Source organism: Salmonella sp. NW177 (genome assembly GCF_051811585.1).
Classification (GTDB): Bacteria; Pseudomonadota; Gammaproteobacteria; order Enterobacterales; family Enterobacteriaceae; genus Salmonella; species Salmonella enterica.
In genome coordinates this window covers 805,780-824,760 of sequence record NZ_JAMMZV010000001.1, presented here as the reverse complement: position 1 = coordinate 824,760, position 18,981 = coordinate 805,780, and the positions used below count along the sequence as shown (strand labels likewise).

20 protein-coding genes and 1 pseudogene are annotated in these 18,981 nt (G+C 47.0%); 5 read left to right on the top strand and 16 right to left on the bottom strand.

Annotated elements, in window-relative coordinates:
- Positions 1–12 precede the first annotated feature (12 nt).
- The 6 genes from NA986_RS04235 to NA986_RS04210 are packed head-to-tail and all read right to left on the bottom strand — an operon-like array spanning position 13 to position 4,935.
- Complete coding sequence (locus NA986_RS04235; RefSeq protein ID WP_000155978.1) at positions 13–423, bottom strand: hydrogenase; 411 nt, start codon at positions 421–423, stop codon at positions 13–15.
- Complete coding sequence (gene hypC, locus NA986_RS04230; protein WP_000334906.1) at positions 420–719, bottom strand: HypC/HybG/HupF family hydrogenase formation chaperone; 300 nt, start codon at positions 717–719, stop codon at positions 420–422. The genes NA986_RS04235 and hypC overlap by 4 nt, the downstream gene beginning before the upstream one ends.
- A complete protein-coding gene (gene hybD / locus NA986_RS04225) occupies positions 719–1,327 on the bottom strand; it encodes a HyaD/HybD family hydrogenase maturation endopeptidase (RefSeq protein WP_000852664.1) in 609 nt (202 codons plus the stop codon). The genes hypC and hybD overlap by 1 nt, the downstream gene beginning before the upstream one ends.
- A 5-nt stretch (positions 1,328–1,332) precedes the next feature.
- Positions 1,333–2,076, bottom strand: coding sequence for a Ni/Fe-hydrogenase, b-type cytochrome subunit (cybH, locus tag NA986_RS04220; RefSeq protein ID WP_023216427.1), 744 nt, complete (start codon positions 2,074–2,076; stop codon positions 1,333–1,335).
- A complete protein-coding gene (locus NA986_RS04215; protein ID WP_000331200.1) occupies positions 2,027–3,829 on the bottom strand; it encodes a nickel-dependent hydrogenase large subunit in 1,803 nt (600 codons plus the stop codon). Before NA986_RS04215 ends, cybH begins: the two co-directional genes overlap by 50 nt.
- Positions 3,830–3,831: 2 nt before the next feature.
- A complete protein-coding gene (locus tag NA986_RS04210) occupies positions 3,832–4,935 on the bottom strand; it encodes a hydrogenase small subunit (protein WP_001194448.1) in 1,104 nt (367 codons plus the stop codon).
- A gap of 427 nt (positions 4,936–5,362) precedes the next feature.
- Between NA986_RS04210 and NA986_RS04205 the strand changes: the two genes are divergently transcribed.
- Together NA986_RS04205 and NA986_RS04200 are read left to right on the top strand one after the other, a co-directional pair.
- The gene (locus tag NA986_RS04205; RefSeq protein WP_000976500.1) at positions 5,363–6,454 is read left to right on the top strand and encodes a choloylglycine hydrolase family protein; all 1,092 of its coding nucleotides are present in this window, start codon (positions 5,363–5,365) and stop codon (positions 6,452–6,454) included.
- Between the two features lie 45 nt (positions 6,455–6,499).
- A complete protein-coding gene (locus tag NA986_RS04200; RefSeq protein WP_000388417.1) occupies positions 6,500–7,291 on the top strand; it encodes a FadR/GntR family transcriptional regulator in 792 nt (263 codons plus the stop codon).
- A 58-nt stretch (positions 7,292–7,349) separates the two neighbouring features.
- Here the strand turns inward: NA986_RS04200 and NA986_RS04195 are convergent, their stop codons facing one another.
- The 5 genes from NA986_RS04195 to NA986_RS04175 form a co-directional block, all read right to left on the bottom strand.
- Positions 7,350–8,375: a zinc-binding alcohol dehydrogenase family protein gene (locus NA986_RS04195; protein WP_023216425.1), complete on the bottom strand. Its 1,026-nt coding sequence runs from the start codon at positions 8,373–8,375 to the stop codon at positions 7,350–7,352.
- Positions 8,350–9,636 carry an MFS transporter gene (locus NA986_RS04190; protein ID WP_000824240.1) on the bottom strand — a complete coding sequence of 429 codons (1,287 nt, stop codon included), beginning with the start codon at positions 9,634–9,636 and terminating at the stop codon, positions 8,350–8,352. The genes NA986_RS04195 and NA986_RS04190 overlap by 26 nt, the downstream gene beginning before the upstream one ends.
- Positions 9,637–9,812: 176 nt before the next feature.
- The gene (locus NA986_RS04185; RefSeq protein ID WP_072319978.1) at positions 9,813–11,369 is read right to left on the bottom strand and encodes a PhoPQ-activated pathogenicity-related family protein; all 1,557 of its coding nucleotides are present in this window, start codon (positions 11,367–11,369) and stop codon (positions 9,813–9,815) included.
- A gap of 69 nt (positions 11,370–11,438) precedes the next feature.
- Positions 11,439–12,680 carry an MFS transporter gene (locus NA986_RS04180; protein ID WP_079940873.1) on the bottom strand — a complete coding sequence of 414 codons (1,242 nt, stop codon included), beginning with the start codon at positions 12,678–12,680 and terminating at the stop codon, positions 11,439–11,441.
- The gene (locus NA986_RS04175; protein ID WP_000199412.1) at positions 12,670–14,178 is read right to left on the bottom strand and encodes an FAD-dependent oxidoreductase; all 1,509 of its coding nucleotides are present in this window, start codon (positions 14,176–14,178) and stop codon (positions 12,670–12,672) included. Before NA986_RS04175 ends, NA986_RS04180 begins: the two co-directional genes overlap by 11 nt.
- Before the next feature lie 44 nt (positions 14,179–14,222).
- Here NA986_RS04175 and NA986_RS04170 point away from each other — a divergent pair, with 44 nt between their 5' ends.
- Both NA986_RS04170 and NA986_RS04165 read left to right on the top strand, forming a co-directional pair.
- Entirely contained in the window at positions 14,223–14,711 is a 489-nt protein-coding gene (locus NA986_RS04170; protein WP_001293634.1) for a MarR family winged helix-turn-helix transcriptional regulator, read from the top strand.
- Positions 14,712–14,903: 192 nt separating this feature from the next.
- Complete coding sequence (locus NA986_RS04165) at positions 14,904–15,983, top strand: S-adenosylmethionine:tRNA ribosyltransferase-isomerase (protein ID WP_023216423.1); 1,080 nt, start codon at positions 14,904–14,906, stop codon at positions 15,981–15,983.
- Positions 15,984–16,030: 47 nt separating this feature from the next.
- Here the strand turns inward: NA986_RS04165 and NA986_RS04160 are convergent, their stop codons facing one another.
- The 5 genes from NA986_RS04160 to NA986_RS04140 form a co-directional block, all read right to left on the bottom strand.
- The gene (locus tag NA986_RS04160; RefSeq protein ID WP_000194089.1) at positions 16,031–16,420 is read right to left on the bottom strand and encodes a RidA family protein; all 390 of its coding nucleotides are present in this window, start codon (positions 16,418–16,420) and stop codon (positions 16,031–16,033) included.
- Between the two features lie 170 nt (positions 16,421–16,590).
- Entirely contained in the window at positions 16,591–16,875 is a 285-nt protein-coding gene (locus tag NA986_RS04155; protein WP_023216422.1) for a type II toxin-antitoxin system RelE family toxin, read from the bottom strand.
- Positions 16,865–17,113 carry a type II toxin-antitoxin system Phd/YefM family antitoxin gene (locus NA986_RS04150; protein WP_000885424.1) on the bottom strand — a complete coding sequence of 83 codons (249 nt, stop codon included), beginning with the start codon at positions 17,111–17,113 and terminating at the stop codon, positions 16,865–16,867. The genes NA986_RS04155 and NA986_RS04150 overlap by 11 nt, the downstream gene beginning before the upstream one ends.
- 412 nt (positions 17,114–17,525) lie before the next feature.
- Positions 17,526–17,879, bottom strand: a complete 354-nt coding sequence (locus NA986_RS04145; protein WP_000418733.1) for a hypothetical protein — start codon at positions 17,877–17,879, stop codon at positions 17,526–17,528.
- Between the two features lie 2 nt (positions 17,880–17,881).
- Entirely contained in the window at positions 17,882–18,271 is a 390-nt protein-coding gene (locus tag NA986_RS04140) for a hypothetical protein (RefSeq protein WP_023216421.1), read from the bottom strand.
- A gap of 355 nt (positions 18,272–18,626) precedes the next feature.
- On the opposite strand from NA986_RS04140, the pseudogene NA986_RS04135 reads away from it, so the two are divergent.
- A pseudogene (locus NA986_RS04135) lies at positions 18,627–18,737 on the top strand (IS110 family transposase); the annotation flags it as partial.
- Positions 18,738–18,981 lie beyond the last annotated feature (244 nt).

Genomic DNA, 18,981 nt, shown 5'->3' with positions numbered 1-18,981 from the left:
TTACCTTTCATTCTATTGCGTGATAACGGGAATATCCTGACGATAGCCCGGTGTGGTCAGCAATGCGGCCACCCGCTGAGAGTATTCTTGCCAGCTATATAATCCCGCCAGACTGCCGACAAAACGGTGCTGGCGAAAGAAAAGCAGCGCCGGATATTTCAGAATGCGATACTCCCGGGCGATCAGTTCACTCTGTTCGCTATCCGCAAATGCCGCGGTATAAGACGTCGCCGGAAATTGCTTGAGGATCTCCGGGATAATGACCCAACTGTCGGCGACTTCCGGATGTTTGTTGGGGTCGCTTTGCAGCAAAACCAGCAGAGTCGGATGCGCATTAATCAACGACGGGAGCGTTTGCGCATCGGTAACCAGAAAGCCTTTATCCGCCAGTGGACAAACAGGATTTTGGGGTGAGATAGTCATTTTTTTAAATGCTCCGGTAATTCAGGCGAGCGAGACAATAAATCGGCAAAACCGGTCAGCGGATCGCTTTGCGTGAGCATGGCCTGTTCCAGCGAGTCCAGCGCCGCCAGTACCTCAACGGCTTCCGCTTCGTCCATTTCTCGTCGTGCTGCGCCGCCAAATGTCAGCAGCCATGCGCCTGCTAAGGGGGGAGCCACAAGCCGAATATCAACGTCGATAAGCTCGCCGTGTCGGTCGCGGCATTTGGCGAACCACTGACCGGGTGAAATAACCTGCACAGGAACGCCAATACACATTATGATTTCTCTCTCTGTAGCACCCGAATATCGCCGACCCGGCAAGCGCTTTGCGCATCTGGCCGTTCATCTTCGTAGCGTTCCATACACAGGCTGTAATGATTGAGTCTTTCAGTGGGCAAGGCCGCTGAAGAGGCGGTGATACCCCATTGCGCCAGCACTTCCTGCGCGAGATAGACCGCAGGCATCAGTTGCGCCTTTACCTGCGGCGTGAGACTTCCACCATAGTCATCCAGACATTCCGGCTGCACGCCAATCAGCACAATCTCCGATAACTGGCCGCCGGTTAATTGCAGCAATGCCAGCACTTCAGAAAAACTGGTCTGATGTAAACTGAGTTTTTTCGCCGTCAGATAGGCGGGAACCTGTTCATCACGAAACATCGCCAGCGAACCTGGCGCCATACCAAAATCGATAGCATCCATGATTAACAGTTTTTCGGTTTGTTGCAGCCAGGGCAGCAGCGCCAGCCCCTGCGTACCGCCATCAACAACGTCAACTTTCTCGTTATCGGCATACTGTTCAAACAGCTTTTCCGCCGCTCTGACGCCAAACCCTTCATCTGCCCAAAGCAGGTTGCCAAGCCCTAAGATTGTTACTTCTGCCATTGTTATCACCTGAACCAGCGCCAGCCGCTTATCATGACGGAAATCACGCTTTGTCGGCTCATAATGTCTTCACGGATAGCGGTATAAACATGCGCAATGACGAAGGCGATAATGAACCACATGCCCAGCCGGTGCCAGAAATGTAGCGCGAGGCTATCGTTGCCAGTCAGGCGAATCATCCAGCCAAACCATTGATACGCCCAACTGTCTGTTCCAAGTCCTTCGCCATAGAGCGCAAAGCCGCTACACACCATCAGTACGGACATCCAGAAATAGAACATTACCGCCAGTCCCGCTACCGGATTATGTCCATAGTAACGATGGGCCTCTTTTTCGAGGAAAAAATACCAGCGGATTTCGCTGATAACGCCTTTACGCCAGGCGCGGCGCCAGAACGGAACCAGAAACATCTCCCTGGCGTACTCATTGCCGACACATGCCCAGTAAATACGAAACAGCAGCGCGACAGTAAAAATATACGCCGTGGTAAAATGGATCAGTCGTATCCAGCCCATCCAAAACATAAAGGTCGCTTCACCTTGAATCGATGGCAGGGGGCGGCCAATGAAATATCCTGTAACAGCCAGGACGACAATGGATAACGCCGTGATCCAGTGCCATAAACGGACCGGCGCTTCATAGATATAGTACCCCTGCCTGGTTATTTCTTTGAGATGCATTGAGACCTCCGAATCGTCGTCATCGTACCTGAACCCTGACCAGCTCCCCTCCATGATTATCAATAACATGGGTGGAGCAGGCCAGGCAGGGATCGAAGCTGTGCAGAGTACGTAAAATCTCCAATGGTTGATCGGGAACGGCGAGTTTAGTCCCCATTAACGCCGCTTCGTACGCGCCAATTTGACCTTTATCGTCACGTGGCCCGGCATTCCAGGTTGTCGGTACCACACACTGATAGCTGTCGATTTTCTGATTTTCAATTTTTATCCAGTGCCCCAGCGCGCCACGCGGCGCCTCGCTGAAACCAACGCCTTTTGCCGATGTAGGCCAGGTATCGGGTTCCCAGAGCGTGACGTTTGCCGTCGCCGTATCGCCGGACTTGAGGTTACGCATCAGACGATCGAAGAAATATTGCAGCGTATTGCCTGCCCATACGGATTCCAGCGCACGCGCGGCAGTACGTCCTAATGTAGAAAAGAGCGCTTCTTTAGGCAGCTTTAATACACTCAGCAGTTGATCCACGGGCTCTTTAAATTCCGGTTTATTTTGATGATATCCAATCAGATAACGCGCCAGCGGACCTACCTCCATCGCATGTCCCTTCCAGCGCGGCGATTTAATCCATGAATATTTAGCGGACTCATCCACCTGTTCGATAAAAGTTTTTGTGCCTTTATAGTGTTCGCCCATGACCAGTTGCGGTTCGGTCAGACCATCCCAGGGATGCAGGCCCTTATCGTTATTGCCGTTACCATAGGTATACCAGGAGTGAGTGACAAACTCCTGAATCTCATCGGGGGCGGTTAAATCGACAGGATGAATTTCGTCGAAACGACCGTTAATGATAGCCCCACGCGGAAGCAGAAGATTACTGGCGGAATAATCGTTAGGGTTATCCGGAAACTCGCCATAAGCCAGCAGGTTCATGCTCGATAACCCGCCGCCGATTTTTGCCCAGTCTTTGTAATAACTGGCAATCAGCAAGACGTCCGGAAGATAAACCTGTTCGCAGAACTGGCGAGCTTTTTGGATGATGGAACTGACAAGGTTCAGGCGTTCCATATTCACTGCGCCGACCGCGCCCGTTTCGTCAAGGTTGATGGCGCAAGGAACGCCGCCCACCAGCCAGTTAGGATGCGGGTTTTTACCACCGAAAACGGTGTGAATTTTTACGATCTCTTTTTGAAAATCGAGCGCTTCAAGATAGTGGGCGACCGCCAGCAAATTGGCTTCCGGCGGAAGTTTCATCGCCGGATGTCCCCAGTAGCCATTACGGAAAGGGCCAAGTTGACCGGACTCGATAAACCGCTTCAGTCGATTTTGCAAATCGCGGAAATATCCCGGCGAGGATAGCGGCCATGCGGAAAGGCTTTGCGCGATGGCGGAGGTCTGATGCGGGTCGGCTTTCAGGGCCGCAACCACATCAACCCAGTCCAGCGCGTGCAGATGATAAAAATGCACCAGGTGATCGTGAACGTGTAGCGTAGCCTGCATCATATTACGGATACAGTTTGCGTTGTCAGGAATCGCGATTCCCAGCGCATTTTCTACGGCACGGATTGAGGTCAGAGCGTGTGTACCGGTGCAGACGCCGCAAATGCGTTCAACGAATGCCCAGGCGTCTCGCGGATCGCGACCTTTCAGGATAACCTCCAGGCCGCGCCACATGGTGCCGGTCGACACGGCGTTAGTAATAACATTATTACTGTCGATATTCACTTCGCAGCGCATATGCCCTTCGATGCGAGTAACCGGATCGACCACAATTCGCCGTCCGCTATTGTCCAGCGTAAAACCCTGAGTCTGATAAGGATATGCCATAATTATTTTTTCTCTTCCGGAGCGTTTTCTGATGACGTGTTGTTTTTATTGCGGGCATGTTTTATGGCGCTCACCGTGGCGTGAGCGATGGCGGCAGCGCCCGCGACGCCAGCAACGCCCAGTCCGATTTTATCGGCGGTAGCCTCAATGCCGGTTTGCGGAATGCCCGTTGCCCGGCTGTAAAAAGAACCGTAATCCCAGAATCCATCTTCCGAACATCCGAGGCATCCATGACCCGACTGGATAGGAAAAGACACGCCATCATTCCAGCGAACGGTTGAACAGGCGTTATAGGTGGTCGGGCCTTTACAGCCCATCTTGTACAGGCAATACCCTTTTCTGGCGCCTTCGTCATCCCACGCTTCCACAAACTGACCGGCATCGAAATGCGCGCGTCGGTAACATTTGTCATGAATTCGCTGGCCATAAAACATTTTTGGTCGTCCAAGACGATCAAGGGGAGGGATGCGATCAAATGCCAGCATATAGGTGATAACGGCGGACATCACTTCAGGTATAGGCGGGCAGCCTGGCACTTTAATAATGGGTTTATCGGTAATTAATTTGTGAACCGGCGTGGCTTTAGTTGGGTTGGGACGGGCTGCCTGCACGCAGCCCCATGATGCGCAGGACCCCCAGGCGATAATCGCTTTAGCATCCGCGCTGACGCGTTTTAACTTCTCCAGGAACGGCTCGCCAGCCAGTATGCAAAACATCCCATCTTCATTCAGCGGCGCGTTACCTTCCACGGCAACGATATAATTTCCTTTGTACTCACGCATCACATCCGCCAACGCCTGCTCGGCTTGTTGCCCTGCGGCGGCCATAATGGTGTCGTCATAATCCAGGGAAATGAGCGACAAAATGGCATCTTTTGCCAACGGGTGCGCAGAGCGAATGAAAGATTCGGTACAACAGGTACATTCAAGACCATGCAGCCATATCACTGGCGTACGCGGTTTATTCTCCAGGGCATAAGCTATTTGAGGAATCATCGAACTGCTCAGGCCTAAAGACGTTGCGGTAAGGCTGCAAAACTTGAGGAAGCTACGCCTTGTCACGCCGTGTCTACGCATAACTTGATAAAATGTATCTTGTGTTTGCATAACGTTTATCCCAAACCACTATAGTTAGTGTGGGCATCATATGTTGCATTTCTTGTCTTTCTCAACGTGTTTTAGTAGCAATTATGTTTCTAATTCGTAACAACCGATTACATGTGTGCTACTCACATTACTCAAAAACATAAATTAATTTAATGTTATTGGTGTTGTAGAGTAAATATAGCGTTGTGAAGATATCTCTTAATGTTGATAAGAAACCGTGTTTTTTATTTATAACATGGTGGGATTTTTTAAAATGGTCACACGAATAACGCGTTTCATGTTAGTTCGCTGTGTTTAACTCTCCTTTAAACCCGTCAGTTAAATTTATTAGCTTGTAAAATAAGATCACAATTAATTACGTGCCGCATAACCATTGATAGGTTTAATTTAATATATTCATCCAATCCATTTTACAAACAAGGAGAGCATGATGAAAAAAAGTAAAGCAATGTTATTTATCGCTCCGGCGCTGTTTTCATACGCCCTGGCTGCACAGGCCTGCACAACCCTTGCTATTCAGGATAAACAAGGCGATATTTTTCATGGGCGTACGCTGGAATATATGCAGGATTTACCCTCATGGTTAACGTATTACCCGGCGGGAACACAGTTTGATAAAAAAACGCCGGATGGCAGCCAGGGGATAAGCTATCAGGCGAAGTATCCGATACTGGCCATTACTTCCACCATTACTGATGGCGATAGCAGAGACATACTTGAAGGCATGAATAGCGCGGGATTGTCATTTAGTGAAAACATGATCATGAATGCGCAGTTGCCGCCATTGCCCGCGAGTGAATATAAACAGGCAATTCCTGTCACCTCGTTGGGAGAATGGGCGCTGGCCCGTTTTGCTACTGTCGGCGAGGTAAAACAGGCAATAAAAGAGGGCAAATTCTGGTCACCGGAACTGCATCGGTTTGGCGATCTGAAATCGCCATTTCATTATGCGTTTTACGACAAGAAAGGAGGAAGCATTGTCGTTGAAGTGGAAAATGGCAAATTCCATGTCTATGACAATCCCACTCGCGTGATGACAAATGGTCCCGCATTCCCCTGGCATCTGACAAATCTGAATAATTATACGCAATTAACCAATGTGGACCGCTCTTCAGGCACACTGGGCGGGATAAAAGTGATGCAGCCTGATAGCGGGATTGCTATTGCAGACTTGCCATCGTCCGATACGTCGGTTTCCCGTTTTATACGCGGCGTTTATTACACCACATATGCGCCGCAAGCGACATCTGCCCACGATGCAATGAATACGCTTGCGCATATTATGAGCCGTTTCGATCGTCCGAAAAATATTACGGTTGACTATATGGGGAGTGAAGGGGAAGGCAACGCCACCCGCAAACCGGTCTCAGAATATACGGTCTGGACAACGCTGTCTGACTTAACGCACGGTGAGATGATGGTGCGCGGCTACAATGATATCAACTATAAAACCTGGTCTCTTTCTCAGTTTAAGAACGCGACAGCGCCCGTGTTCGAGAAAATCAACGTCAAAGGATAAATAGCTCATCTCGGTTTAGTTTCCCCGGTAGTCTCGGCGAAGGTAATGGAGGCTACCGGCGGTTGCTTCTCTTTATCATGCACGGTAATTAATTATCACGATCACCAGCGCCAGGATGGTATGCTAAATCCATTCAAAATCCCCTGGATATGGATTGGAGGGCGCATGGTTATACCTGAGGTCAGGCAGGAGAGGCTCTATCAGAAGATAGCCAACCTCATCATTAAGCTGATCAATGATAATATTTTTCCACCGGGAACTTTTTTACCGCCAGAACGCGAACTGGCAAAACAGCTTGGCGTGAGCCGCGCCTCCTTGCGAGAAGCCCTTATTGTACTGGAGATCTCCGGATGGATCGTGATTCAGTCCGGTAATGGGGTTATCGTTTCAGATAAAAAACACCTTGCCAGCGACTATACCATCGAAGAAATTCTCTCTACTCGCGAGCTGGTCGATAGCCATTGTGCGCGCTTAGCCGCACAAAACGATAACGTTGACGTCATCAATCAAATAGAGGCGATTTATCATCGTATGGATCAAGCCATTAACGATAATAACGTCCACGGCTTTTACTCGCTGGATAAAGAGTTTCACCTTGCGATCTCTGAGGCCAGCCGTAACCGGGTGTTGTTCGATATGTCCCGTATGTTATGGGAACAACGGATTAATATCCCTTATGCCGGGCTCGATGAGCAGTCTGGAGACAGAAATGTTTTACTTAATCTCAACAAACAACATAAAGCGATAGTGGATGCGATGCGCCAGTCTGATGCTGACAGCGCCTATGAGGGATCTCTGGAACATTTACGCTATGTGAGAAAGATTGTCGGCGGCTAAGTTTGTCGGTAAATAACACCGCATGGCGGATATGCCATGCGGTAGAACTCGCCGTAAATCAATGGAAAACAGCATTAATCTTTAAGTAGCGCTCCGGATAGCGATCAAGTTCTTTAACTGCATCAGGGATCTCATCAAGATTGACGACCTTACTGACAATATCTTGCGGATTAATCTCCAGCGTTGACAGCATGCGTAATGCCTCATCAAATTCACCGGCACTGGTGCGGGAACCGCGTAAATCCAGTTCTTTGTAGGTGATCAGGTTCGTCGGCAGCGACGTTTCCTGTTTTGGCCATCCGGTAAACGAAATACGACCAGCAAACGATGCTAAATCAAGCGTATTTCGAATAGCGCTATTTGCGCCGGAGGCTTCTATCACGACCTGCGCCATGGTGCCGTGGGTGATATTTTTAATAGCGTCGATAACCTGATCGTCAGCGGCGTTCAGCACATAGGGAACGCCAAGCTTTTGCGCATAGCGTAACCTTTCTTCCACAATATCGATCAGAATAGGCGTTGCCTTGTAATGTCGCGCGCTTAATGCCGCCATAAGACCAATGGCCCCCGCGCCGATGATGGCAACATATTCCCCAGCCTTAACGTTTGCCCGGTGCAGCGCGTGCAGAGCGATGGTCAGCGGTTCTGCCAGCGGCGCCATTTCAGAAGGCACATTATCTGGTATTTTATGAATTAAATGTGCGGGATGAGTAACCACCTCCTGCATTGCGCCATCGACATGCACGCCAATGACGTTTAAATTTTCACAACAGTTAGTTCTGCCGACAGAGCAAGGGTAGCAGTGACCACAATAAATATAGGGGTCAACAATCACGCGGTCGCCTTTTTTAATATTGTCCGGCATTCCGGTACCTTCCTGAAGAACAATTCCGGTCACTTCATGCCCAATAATTCTTGGGTAAGTAACCAGTGGGTTCGTTCCACGAAAAGCCCCGATATCCGATCCGCAAATGCCTGCGGCATCAACCTTAATTAATACTTCATTTTCTTTCTTATGGGGATAATCCACCCAGCGGGTTTCAACTTCACCAGGCTTATTAATGAACACAGCTTTGACTTTCATTGGCTTTGAATCCTTTACTTTTTACAAACACGAAGACCAACAGGCTTGAAACGATAGCGATAGCACCAGCCAGATAGAACGCATAGTCATATTTACCGCTAAATTGAACGATAAAACCGGTGACAAGCGGACCGATAATGCCAGATATATTAGCCAGGCCATGCATGGCTCCGCCGACGCTCCCTACCTTATCTTTATGAACAACATCCTGAATAACCGCCCAATAAATTGGGCCCGTTAAATAGAGCAGGAAGAGTGAAACTGACATGAGCGTAATTGCGCTGCCGATAGTGCTAACAGTACCGGAAACGGCAACACATACCGCCGCGCCTGCCAGACATACGCCCAGAATAAGTCGACGTGAGAGCAGAGCATTACCGGTAATCCGATAAATTACATCAGAACAGACGCCGCCGAGCACCATACCAATGGCACCGATGACCCAGGGAATTACCGTGGCGATACTAATTTCTTTAATATCGAGATGTAACGAATGGTTCAGGTAACTTGGGAACCAGGTCAGGAAGAAAAAAAGAATATAGTTGTAGCTGAAAAAAGCCAGAGTTGTCGCCCATACCATTGGTTGTTTCATGTAATAGCCGAGTGAAGGCGTAGCCCGGCCATCATCAGATAAAATAACGTCCTCATGATTTTCAAAATCAATGCGTTCTTCCGGCGCCAGGCGTTTACTCATTGTTGGCTTATCGCTAACGATAAAGTACCACAGCAGTACCCAGACCAGGCCAAATAAGAAAATAATGCCAAATGCGGGGCGCCAGCCTAAGGATAACGCCAGCAGGCCCACTATCGGCCCGGACACCGCGCCGCCGAGCGGGGAACCGGCGCTAAAAATTCCGATCGCCGTGGCAGACTCCTTTCGGGAAATCCAGTTATTGATGATTTTATTTCCGGCAGCGCTGACCGGTCCTTCAGCCATACCGAAAAGAACGCGCACGATAAGCATTGTCCACAATCCGGTGACCAAACCAGTTAAGCCACAAAATACAGACCATAGTAACGCTGCGATGAGAAAAACCGTTTTTGGCCCAACTTTATCGCTGGCCCAGCCACCAATAAAATTAAACAGGGCGTATCCGATAAAAAATGCGCTGAAGATCATTCCCATCTCCGCGGCGTTAAATCCTAACTCCTTTTCGATCAAGGGGGCAGTTATCGACAATGCTGAACGATCCATATAGTTGAGCATGTAAACTATAAATAGAAGAAAAACGATAAGCCATCCCATTGTTTTTCTTTTCATGATTAATCCTCTTATTGTGGTCTAGCGGCCTGACCACAATATTTTAAGGTTATTTTCAAATCACCTCTCTTGTGGTTAGAACGTGATCAATATAACAAAAATTTATCGCAGAGGATTTTTATCCATCGCAAGCGTGATGGATAAAATTCTTTAAAATCAGACAATTACTTGAAAATTCAATCGGGGCTATCGTTTTCCCCTAATCCACGCCCCGGTAACGTTTGACATGCGGCGTTAACAGAAGGTGGCGCTGTCTGTGGGTATTTTTCATCGGGCGTAATATAAACCTGACTCGTGGCGACATAGCCATCATTAAAAGTGGCTTCGATATAGGTAGCTTCCCAACCTGTCTTCGGTTCATTTAACGTAATACTGATCTTATTGTTGGCGGGAATATCTATTGTAAGCGGCTGATAGCGGATGCCACAGGCATAACGGAAATCACGCGCATTTGGATTGTTGGCTGTCCAGCGAACGACTTTTACCGGCGCTTCTGAGAAATAGACCGTAAGAAGATGGTGGTGAATAAGGCCGATCAACTGTGGTAATGTTTTTTTACTTTGAAGCCTATTAATAAATGGAACGAGGCTTTCTTCAGCGAACTGGTTAATTGAGTAGTGGTTCATATTAGGCACTATACGTAATGATTTTACGCCAGGAAGTTTGCTATAATAAAAACGAGTATTATCTGGTACGAAAAAATCATCGCCACTTGCATTAATAATATATTTCGGTATTGCAAGGCGGGGTTGATAAATAGTGTTGAGATATCTTAGCGGATCTATTATTTGCCTTAGCTGGGTAAATGTGGGGGATTTTATTTTCTCATCTATGCCTTGCTGGTAGTAGGGGTAGAATGTAATGGGCCAATTTCCACCGTATGATTGATAAATATGCTCAAGTGAAGCATCAATATCAAGTAGATCAATGGCGAAGGGAACAATTGCTTCAACATCAGGATCGGCAATAGCTGACAACCAGGTGGTCCACCCACGCTTTGAAATACCTGTAATGATAAAGGAATTTATATTCCATTGCGTTAACTCCTTTTTTGCTAATCTCATCGCTTGCGATATGGCAGTGACCATAGGAATATTTAAAGGCATTAACTCACGTTGCTCCGGCGCTTCCATAAATAATGCCCAGCTTCGGGAAACGCTCTCGTCCTCTTTCAGTGGTTTTTTATCATCCTGAAAGGTTAAATATTGGTTAGGTATATCACTCACTGATATTACGATGGTATTCGTATCACGGGCGATGCTTGCCAGTGTTTCCTGAGGGAAATCACCGGGTTTACCAGTGATTTGTACGCCTTTATCATAATTAATTCCGTTGTTTACAACCACCAAAGCATGGTGCTCTTTTGCCGTTTCAGGGATATAAATATCAACGTTATGTCGCCATTGCGCAGGGGTTACCATGTCATCTGGCGACCAGTGTTGCGATAGTAATTCATAGTGTCTGACTACCACCTGTGCTAATGGAGTTGTATTAATCAAGGTATATTTTAGCGGTGTGCCTGAAATCTGCTCCCGGTAGTCGGGGAGAACATGAGACAAATCACACTCCGGGCTGTTTCGACAAAAGAAGATGTTGTTATGAAGTAGTGTATAAACTTTTGTAGAAATGAAAAACAGTACGATAACAACGAGATATATTTTTTTCATGCTTTCCCCGCGCGTTACAAGGGCAAATGCCAGCCAGCATAATTTCCATAAATACCTCCTAAACATTCAATATAAGCACAATACTTTTGATAAATAAGGGGAGAAGGGAGTAATAATATTTGTGACGTTGTCACATTATTTTGTTTCTGGTTTCACTATTAGCGGTGAACTTTTTGAAAGGTAAATCATTGCCGTCACCAGACCAATAATGGCGACAGCGATAGCTATACCGATCCAGACGCCATACAGGGCATAACCCAGGACCAATCCGCCCAATACGGGGGATATAAAATCAGCGATTGCGATTAATGCCTGTGCCGTTCCGATGACGATACCTTGTCGGGCAGGCGATACATGGACGGACAAGGCGGCAAGATAAGTGGGTTTGGCTAGCGCATCAGCGATGCTAATACAAACGATAGCAAAAATAAGCACTGGTATGGTCGTGGCGATACCCGCAGTGAGAAATCCAGTACAAAGAAGGGCGAAGATGAGGATAATTAGCTTTCGCTCCGAAAAATATTGGCTCACCCAACCTAACAGAAATAGCTGAACGAAAATATTAATAACCCCGTCCGCCATTAACAGGTAGCTTAACGCTTTTGGCCCAAAGGGAAGCCCATTCCAGATGAAGGTGTCAGAAAGAAAAACAGGTAATTGTGAAGAGTACATGCCATAGGCGAAGAAATGACAAAGCATTACGATGATTAAGACGCGAAGGACTGGCATCTTTAAAATAGCGCGGGCAGAGAACGACGCTATTTTATCTGTGGTACGTGATGTTGTGGAAGGGTCTTTTAACCCCCAAATCGCGACCAGGGCAGACCCAAGGACAAGTATAAAGGCGGCGTAGATCGGCGCGCTCAGACTGATACGCGATAGCCACCCGGAAACGCCTGCCCCGACAATACCGCCTAAACCAATGCAGCCTGTGAGGATACCGATTGCCTGGCGCCGATTTCTGACGTGCGTACAATCGGCAATATAGGCTGCGGCGGCTGACAAATTCCCGGCGCTAATGCCAAAAAGCGTGCGGGCGAGCAGGATAAACAGGATACATTGCGCGTTGGCGAGTAATAGTAGACTTATCGCCGCAATAGCCAGCGTGACAATCAGTATTCGCTTGCGGCCAACGCGATCGGAAAGGTGGCCAATCAGGGGCGCCGCACAAAATTGGCTAAAAGCTTCAGTGGCGATGATGATTCCAATGATAAGCGGCGAACCGCCCATCTCGCGGATATAAAAAGGCAGTACCGACATCACAGCCGCTGTACTGGCGGCGTAAAGGCCGACAAGCAGGAAAACAGGCAAAATATGACGCTTGTTGAGCGAGGTGATAGTTTCGCTGTCGGTGTTCTCATAGACATTAGTATTCATCTTTAATCCCTATGGCAAAACGAGAGAGATAATTTTCAATATCGTTGCTCTGTTTGCCGTGAAAGAATGCGCCGACATAGCCATCGGGTCGGATCAGCACGCATTGACCCGGGGCCAGATGATAGGACTCCCGGAAGTGCCCCAGGGTATCGATGAGCTCGTCCTGCTCGCCAATGTGATGAATACGCAGACCTCGCCGCGCATCGATGACCTTACCGTGGGTTTCGTAGGCCAACAGATTCCAGTCCGGACCCTGGAGTAACTGAAATAATCGTAATGATTGGCCGCCGGCGCCCAAAAGAGGAGCATCCGGAGCTCTTTCTCCCGCTTGTAACCCATGCTGACGTTCGGGCAACGTGTGGGCTAAGGGGGAGTTGGTATACTGGATGTCAAGTTGTTGAACGTCGCGTTCTCGTTTGATGCCACCCTGTTTTTGAGAGTCAAGTAATCGGGTAGAAAGGTGGAGCAGTGATTCGGCTACCGGGCGGCGTTCCTGTTCATAGCTATCGAGAAGCTCTTCTCCTGCGCCCCGCAGCGAGGCTGCCATTTTCCATCCCAGGTTATAGGCATCCTGGATGCTGGTATTTAACCCTTGCCCACCCGTCGGCGGATGCACATGAGCGGCATCACCGGCTAAAAATACCTTACCCACACGGTAATGTTCCGCTATGCGCGCATTCATCTGGTACTTCGATACCCAGGGAATCGAATGGATGCGAACATCCGTCCGCCCGATTCGCTCAGTAAGAAAAGCCGTGAGCACGTCGGCTGAGAAATTCTGCGAGTCGTCCGGGGCCAACAACGCCTGGATTTGAAAGAGCTGCGTGCCGGCGAGAGGGCAAATCGTTATCATCCGCGCCATATCGCCATCGTTAAAATGGTGCCATACATCCCGGTTCAGACCGGAAAGTGAAGCGTCAGCCACAAGCGCATGGATTCCCAACGTACGGCCGGGAAAGCTGACGCCTAATTTTTTTCTGACAAAGCTTCCGCCGCCATCCGCGCCTATCAAATAATGCGCGATGATGACCTCTTCTCCAGCCGGCCCGGCAACATACGCGGTGACCGTGCGTGGGGTTTGCGCAAAATGTCGTAACTCGCAGCCGAACTCCACCCGATGTCCCCATGCTTTTAATTGCTCCCGCATAATCGTTTCTGTCACGTTCTGTGGAACCATCAATGGCAGGTGGTAGGGTTCGGCGTGGGTCGGTTTTGTATGATGCGCAATATCTGAATCTACGTAGCTTCCGTCGTGACGGTAGGTTCGTAATCGGGGATAGAGCCCGCCGGCAGCGACCACTTTATTGAGTATCCCAAGATCCTCGAAGATTTCTTGCGTTCGCGGCTGAATACCTTTACCGCGGGAGCCGATAAAAGGCGTCGTTCTTTTCTCAATCAGGCGAAATGAGACCCCGTGACGCGCCAGTTCGATGGCTAAAGTAAGCCCGGTAACGCCAGCGCCGCAGATCAGTACATCTGTAGTGGTGTATCTTGTCATCGTCTCTCCGATATGTGTATTATGCACATAAGAGGAGACATGCTATGTCAGAAAATAAAAATGTGCAAGATACACATATTTCCGAGCAAATGAAGGCGCTTCACGGTGCGTTGATTCGCGTGGTGAGCGCGCTTAACCGGCCTCGTAATGATGAGAAATTAATTGCAGAGGCGGGGATTCAACTCGATCGCGCGCTATTTTCGATCCTTATTAGTATCGAACGTTTAGGGCCGATTGGCGTTGTTGAGTTAGCCGAACGTGCCGGTCGTGATTATACGACGGTAAGCCGACAGGTCGCCAAACTGGAGAAGCTGGGATTGATAATACGGCAGCATAATGCCATCGATCGTCGTATACGCGAGGCCGTTATCTCCCGGACAGGAAAGGCGATGACGGAGCGTATAGACGCTGCTCGAGAGCAAATGGGCAAAGTTGTTTTTAAAGACTGGCCTCAGGATGAACTTGATGTCTTTGTTCGGTTAATGCAAAAGTTTGCCGATGCAATGGATAGCGATGCTTCAATGCCGGAATAAGCAAAAGAAAAGGGCGGTCAAATCCGATCGTCCAGCTTAATATCGGTATCTGACATTGATTAAATAGCCAGCAAAGTAAATATAACAACAACATTTATTGAGTTAATTTTCACCCTTTGAAAGGCCAACGTATAATGCAGAATACGGCTATATAACAATCGCCGTATCAATGGTTTTTCAAAGGGTAAATATATGCTTACCGAAAAATATGATTTTCGCATTACCGATCAGATGACTATCCCACTCAGACCTCATTGGATAGCCAATGATTCATACAGGGAAAAGTGTAAAATGCTTGTCCTCAACCGGAGTAAAGGGGAAATTCATAAGGTAGACTTTAGTAAATTAACAGATTATATCAAAGAAGGTGATGTAATCTGTTTTAACGACAGTACTATAATAAACCATATGTTTATCTGTAAAACAAGACAGAATAGGTTAATTAAAATTGTTTTAGAGGGATTTTTACCAAATAATAGAGTAATTATTTCCGGACTTTTAAAAGAAAGGCTTAACGCGAATGATGTTTTCTATTTGGTTGATAATCCTGAAATTTCCATTAAGGTAGAGCAAAAGTTTAGCGAAGAGAGCCGGTACCGGGCCGTCGTAGAAAATCATGATGCCTTAATTTGCTATTTAGCCAGTCATGGTGAGCGTCTTGATGAGTATGTGGATTCCAGCTTATTTTATAAATATCCAGATGCTTACCGTTCCGTTTTTTCTAAAAAGTATGGCTCTTTGGAAATACCTTCTGCCGGCATTCATTTTACCTGGGATCTTATCCAAAGAATCAAAGATAAAGGTGGGTTAATATCCTTCATCACTTTACATGTTGCATCAACAGAAATGTTGTCCAATAGAAAAATACAAACAAAATGTGTAGAGGAAGTGACTATCAACGAAGAATACTACGAGGTTCCGCAAGCAACAGCGGATATCATTAATACTGCGAAGCAAAATGGCGGACGTATTTTTGCCGTAGGAACTACCGTTACACGATGTCTGGAATCCGCGTATTCGAGAGAGCACAATTGCCTAAAAGCAAGTTCTGGCTGGACTGCGCTTTATATACATCCAGGTTATCAACTGAAAGTGGTTGACTGCCTGCTAACGAACTTACATCAGCCAAAAACGACGCATATGGTGTTAACTGGTCAGTTTGCTGGGGTTGATCTACTCATGAAGGCCTATGCCTCAGAAGATATCCAGTCATGTCAGTTCGATATGTTTGGTGATTGCATGTTAATCATACAGGATGAAGGGCAGGGATGAATAAAATAAAACCGGTACAATGCTACCGGTTTTACCGAGAATAAGCATCAGGGGATTCGGGCAATAACCTTTATTTCGAAATCAAAGCCGGCCAGCCAGGTAACGCCAACAGCGGTCCAGTTAGGATAAGGGGGATGGGCAAATATCTCCTGTTTCACCGCCATCACGTCGTTAAGTTGTTGCTCTGGATCGGTATGGAAGGTGGTGACATCCACTATGTCATCGAATGTGCATCCTGCTGCAGTCAGTGTTGCTTTCAGGTTTTCAAAAGCAAGCCTCACTTGTTTTTGAAAATCAGGCTCCGGCGTTCCGTCTGTGTGACTGCCTACCTGGCCTGAAACAAACAGTAAATCACCAGAACGGATGGCTGCGGAATACCCATGTTCCTCATACAGAGAATGGCGGTCAGCAGGAAAAACCGCGATACGTTGCGTCATAATGTTATCCTCAGATAGCGTAAACACTTCGGGCGGGAATAAAATGAATGTCACATACACAACGTAGGCCATAGTTTCATATACGTGGCATATGTCAAGGTGCCGTCACATAAAAGAACTGAGCCTGTTTGTCGTATCGTTTGACGGGAAAGAGAGCATTTTCTGAGTGATTAGCTTCTGTGTCGTGTCATTTTGTAGACGGCATCATTTTCACGCTTTCCAACACCAATGACAGTTACCGTGATAATTTCATCTTCGACGCTGTACACCAGTCTGTATCCTGCACCACGCAGCTTAATTTTGTACTGATCCTTTCTTCCATGTAATTGAGAAGCCGGAACCCAAGGGTTTTCAAGCCGTTCCCTTAGCTTTTTTTTAAACTGTTCCTGTATGGTATGACCCAGTTTTTTCCACTCTTTTAGTGCTGATTCGTTAAATGCCAGCTTATAAGTCATCAATGTTGACCTCAATGACGCGTTCATTCGCACGCTCATCGATAATACGACCGAGTTCTTCATCCTCAAGAATATCCATAAGATGAGCATAAAGTGCCGGAGGCACACAGTAGAAAGCCGGTTCATTACGGTTAAGAATGGCAACTGGAGCGCCATCTCCGGCATTGAAAGTTCCCATTGGATCACGTTTCAGTTCTGTAATGCTTGCTGCAGTAGTCGTTAAAATTTGAAATGCCATAATTTACCTCCTGGTTGATGACTAAATATAGCACCTTTAATAGTACTAATAAAAGCATCCTTCACGAAGGGGATTCAGCTCCAGCCCGGTCAGTGATGCGGGCAGCTGACGGTTTTTTCAAGGCTAATTTCAGATGTCCAGAACCTCGCTTAGAGCGTCCACATTATGTGAGTAAGATCACACTCGGAAGTGACGGACAGAGATACCCAGGCGCAGCGCGGCCATCTGGGTGCTCAGGACACTGGTCGACAAACCTGGACAAAAATGGCTACAAATAGGCATTAGCATTGGGCCTCTACAATTTAAATGCGCATAATGTACGGCTGTTGAAAAGGCCGCTGCGAAAATCGGATCCCGCAACGGCCTTTTTAGCATAACGTCATTGGGCGAACCAATTGCTATTTTCCAATACCTAATCACCCCTAGAATGATAATAATAAAGATATGCCAATCCAACTGGAGCGATAAATATTGAAAATATCCAACATAAGCACATTGTGATGACCTTAGCCATTAACATCACTATCGCATTGATGAAGAAGACATTTTCACCCATTATGAACGAAACAACCTGCTCATATACGAATCTTGCATATGGATAAAGTAACGCATTGATAACAAAGAATATTACATTGCCCACCTTCATCCCAGAAGGATTCTGCATAGAGATGTAAATAAAGAATGTTGAAATTATCGCGCCAAAAATGAAATGGCGAATATAATAACTTGCTTTTAAACCCCCTAAAGTTTTTCGGAATAACTCCATATTTAATAAGCTCCCTTTTCCTTTGTGAGGATTAAAACACCTTCGGTATAAGAGTAACCATATCCGTAACCATATCCACCTCTGCCGGTTCCATTGTTGATAGACCCTGAGTCATATTTAAATCCCCAGTTTCCGGACGTTACTGGCGTTATGCTAATAACTTCAAATCCGTCTTGGTTGAGCTTATCTACTGTGCGTGTAATATCTTCATTCAATCTTTCACCATCAACCTGGCAATCTGACCATCCTTCCTGCACTACCTCTTTTTTGCGGATTTTTTCCTCAATATCAATAAATCCAAGAAATCGTTTTGTATTTCCGGTGGGAACTTTGACCGTTACCTCTTTGTAGATAGGTTGGAAGTAGCTTGGTACATACACGGTTTTGTTCATAATTTACCCTTTCCTTGTGTTTAAAAATCACCCAACCAAGAACATTCAGTGTTGGTAATACTGCACGTTTGTCTCATTCCTGAGGCTGTTAATTTTTTTACACCTCTCCAGACATCGCTTTTTTCATAAATCTTTTGTACTAGTGGTGTATGATTCTCGTGTATCAGGTGCAGATTTACCAATAGCAGCAGGATGATATAGTGAAGTGGCGAATATAATAACTTGTTTTTAAACTCCCTAAGGTTTTTCGGAAAAACTCCATGTTTAATAGTTATCTACTGCGCGTGTAATATCTTCATTCAATCTTTCGCCATCAACCTGGCAATCTGACCATTCATCCTCAATATCAATAAATCCAGGAAATCATTTCGTTGCCATCAAAACAGTTGAGCAGCAGGATATGGATATGAAGGCTCTTCGAAGCACTCGTCAGTTGATGGTGGAGCAGCGGACTGCACTGGCAAACTTCAGAGGAGTGCGGGGAGTGGGAGGGGGCTAACATTTAAGGCTGGTTCTGAACTCTTCAGGATTCACTGGCCCAGGATTAATGGTTCTCAATTACTTCTGAAACACCTTTGGCGTACAGAGACAAAATCTGGCTGTCCATCTGCGTAAATTGCATCGTCCTGACCAGGATCGGTATCAAAGTAGTCATACGTATGACGAAGACATGTTAAAAGATCCTTTTTTGCCTTTTTTGGTCCTGCCGT

Excerpts from the sequence above, each read along its gene's own strand:
- NA986_RS04235 (WP_000155978.1), bottom strand. The coding sequence starts at position 423 with ATGACTATCTCACCCCAAAATCCTGTTTGTCCACTGGCGGATAAAGGC.
- hypC (WP_000334906.1), bottom strand. The coding sequence starts at position 719 with ATGTGTATTGGCGTTCCTGTGCAGGTTATTTCACCCGGTCAGTGGTTC.
- hybD (WP_000852664.1), bottom strand. The coding sequence starts at position 1,327 with ATGGCAGAAGTAACAATCTTAGGGCTTGGCAACCTGCTTTGGGCAGAT.
- cybH (WP_023216427.1), bottom strand. The coding sequence starts at position 2,076 with ATGTTATTGATAATCATGGAGGGGAGCTGGTCAGGGTTCAGGTACGAT.
- NA986_RS04215 (WP_000331200.1), bottom strand. The coding sequence starts at position 3,829 with ATGGCATATCCTTATCAGACTCAGGGTTTTACGCTGGACAATAGCGGA.
- NA986_RS04210 (WP_001194448.1), bottom strand. The coding sequence starts at position 4,935 with ATGCAAACACAAGATACATTTTATCAAGTTATGCGTAGACACGGCGTG.
- NA986_RS04205 (WP_000976500.1), top strand. The coding sequence starts at position 5,363 with ATGATGAAAAAAAGTAAAGCAATGTTATTTATCGCTCCGGCGCTGTTT.
- NA986_RS04200 (WP_000388417.1), top strand. The coding sequence starts at position 6,500 with ATGGAGGCTACCGGCGGTTGCTTCTCTTTATCATGCACGGTAATTAAT.
- NA986_RS04195 (WP_023216425.1), bottom strand. The coding sequence starts at position 8,375 with ATGAAAGTCAAAGCTGTGTTCATTAATAAGCCTGGTGAAGTTGAAACC.
- NA986_RS04190 (WP_000824240.1), bottom strand. The coding sequence starts at position 9,636 with ATGAAAAGAAAAACAATGGGATGGCTTATCGTTTTTCTTCTATTTATA.
- NA986_RS04185 (WP_072319978.1), bottom strand. The coding sequence starts at position 11,369 with ATGTTTAGGAGGTATTTATGGAAATTATGCTGGCTGGCATTTGCCCTT.
- NA986_RS04180 (WP_079940873.1), bottom strand. The coding sequence starts at position 12,680 with ATGAATACTAATGTCTATGAGAACACCGACAGCGAAACTATCACCTCG.
- NA986_RS04175 (WP_000199412.1), bottom strand. The coding sequence starts at position 14,178 with ATGACAAGATACACCACTACAGATGTACTGATCTGCGGCGCTGGCGTT.
- NA986_RS04170 (WP_001293634.1), top strand. The coding sequence starts at position 14,223 with ATGTCAGAAAATAAAAATGTGCAAGATACACATATTTCCGAGCAAATG.
- NA986_RS04165 (WP_023216423.1), top strand. The coding sequence starts at position 14,904 with ATGCTTACCGAAAAATATGATTTTCGCATTACCGATCAGATGACTATC.
- NA986_RS04160 (WP_000194089.1), bottom strand. The coding sequence starts at position 16,420 with ATGACGCAACGTATCGCGGTTTTTCCTGCTGACCGCCATTCTCTGTAT.
- NA986_RS04155 (WP_023216422.1), bottom strand. The coding sequence starts at position 16,875 with ATGACTTATAAGCTGGCATTTAACGAATCAGCACTAAAAGAGTGGAAA.
- NA986_RS04150 (WP_000885424.1), bottom strand. The coding sequence starts at position 17,113 with ATGGCATTTCAAATTTTAACGACTACTGCAGCAAGCATTACAGAACTG.
- NA986_RS04145 (WP_000418733.1), bottom strand. The coding sequence starts at position 17,879 with ATGGAGTTATTCCGAAAAACTTTAGGGGGTTTAAAAGCAAGTTATTAT.
- NA986_RS04140 (WP_023216421.1), bottom strand. The coding sequence starts at position 18,271 with ATGAACAAAACCGTGTATGTACCAAGCTACTTCCAACCTATCTACAAA.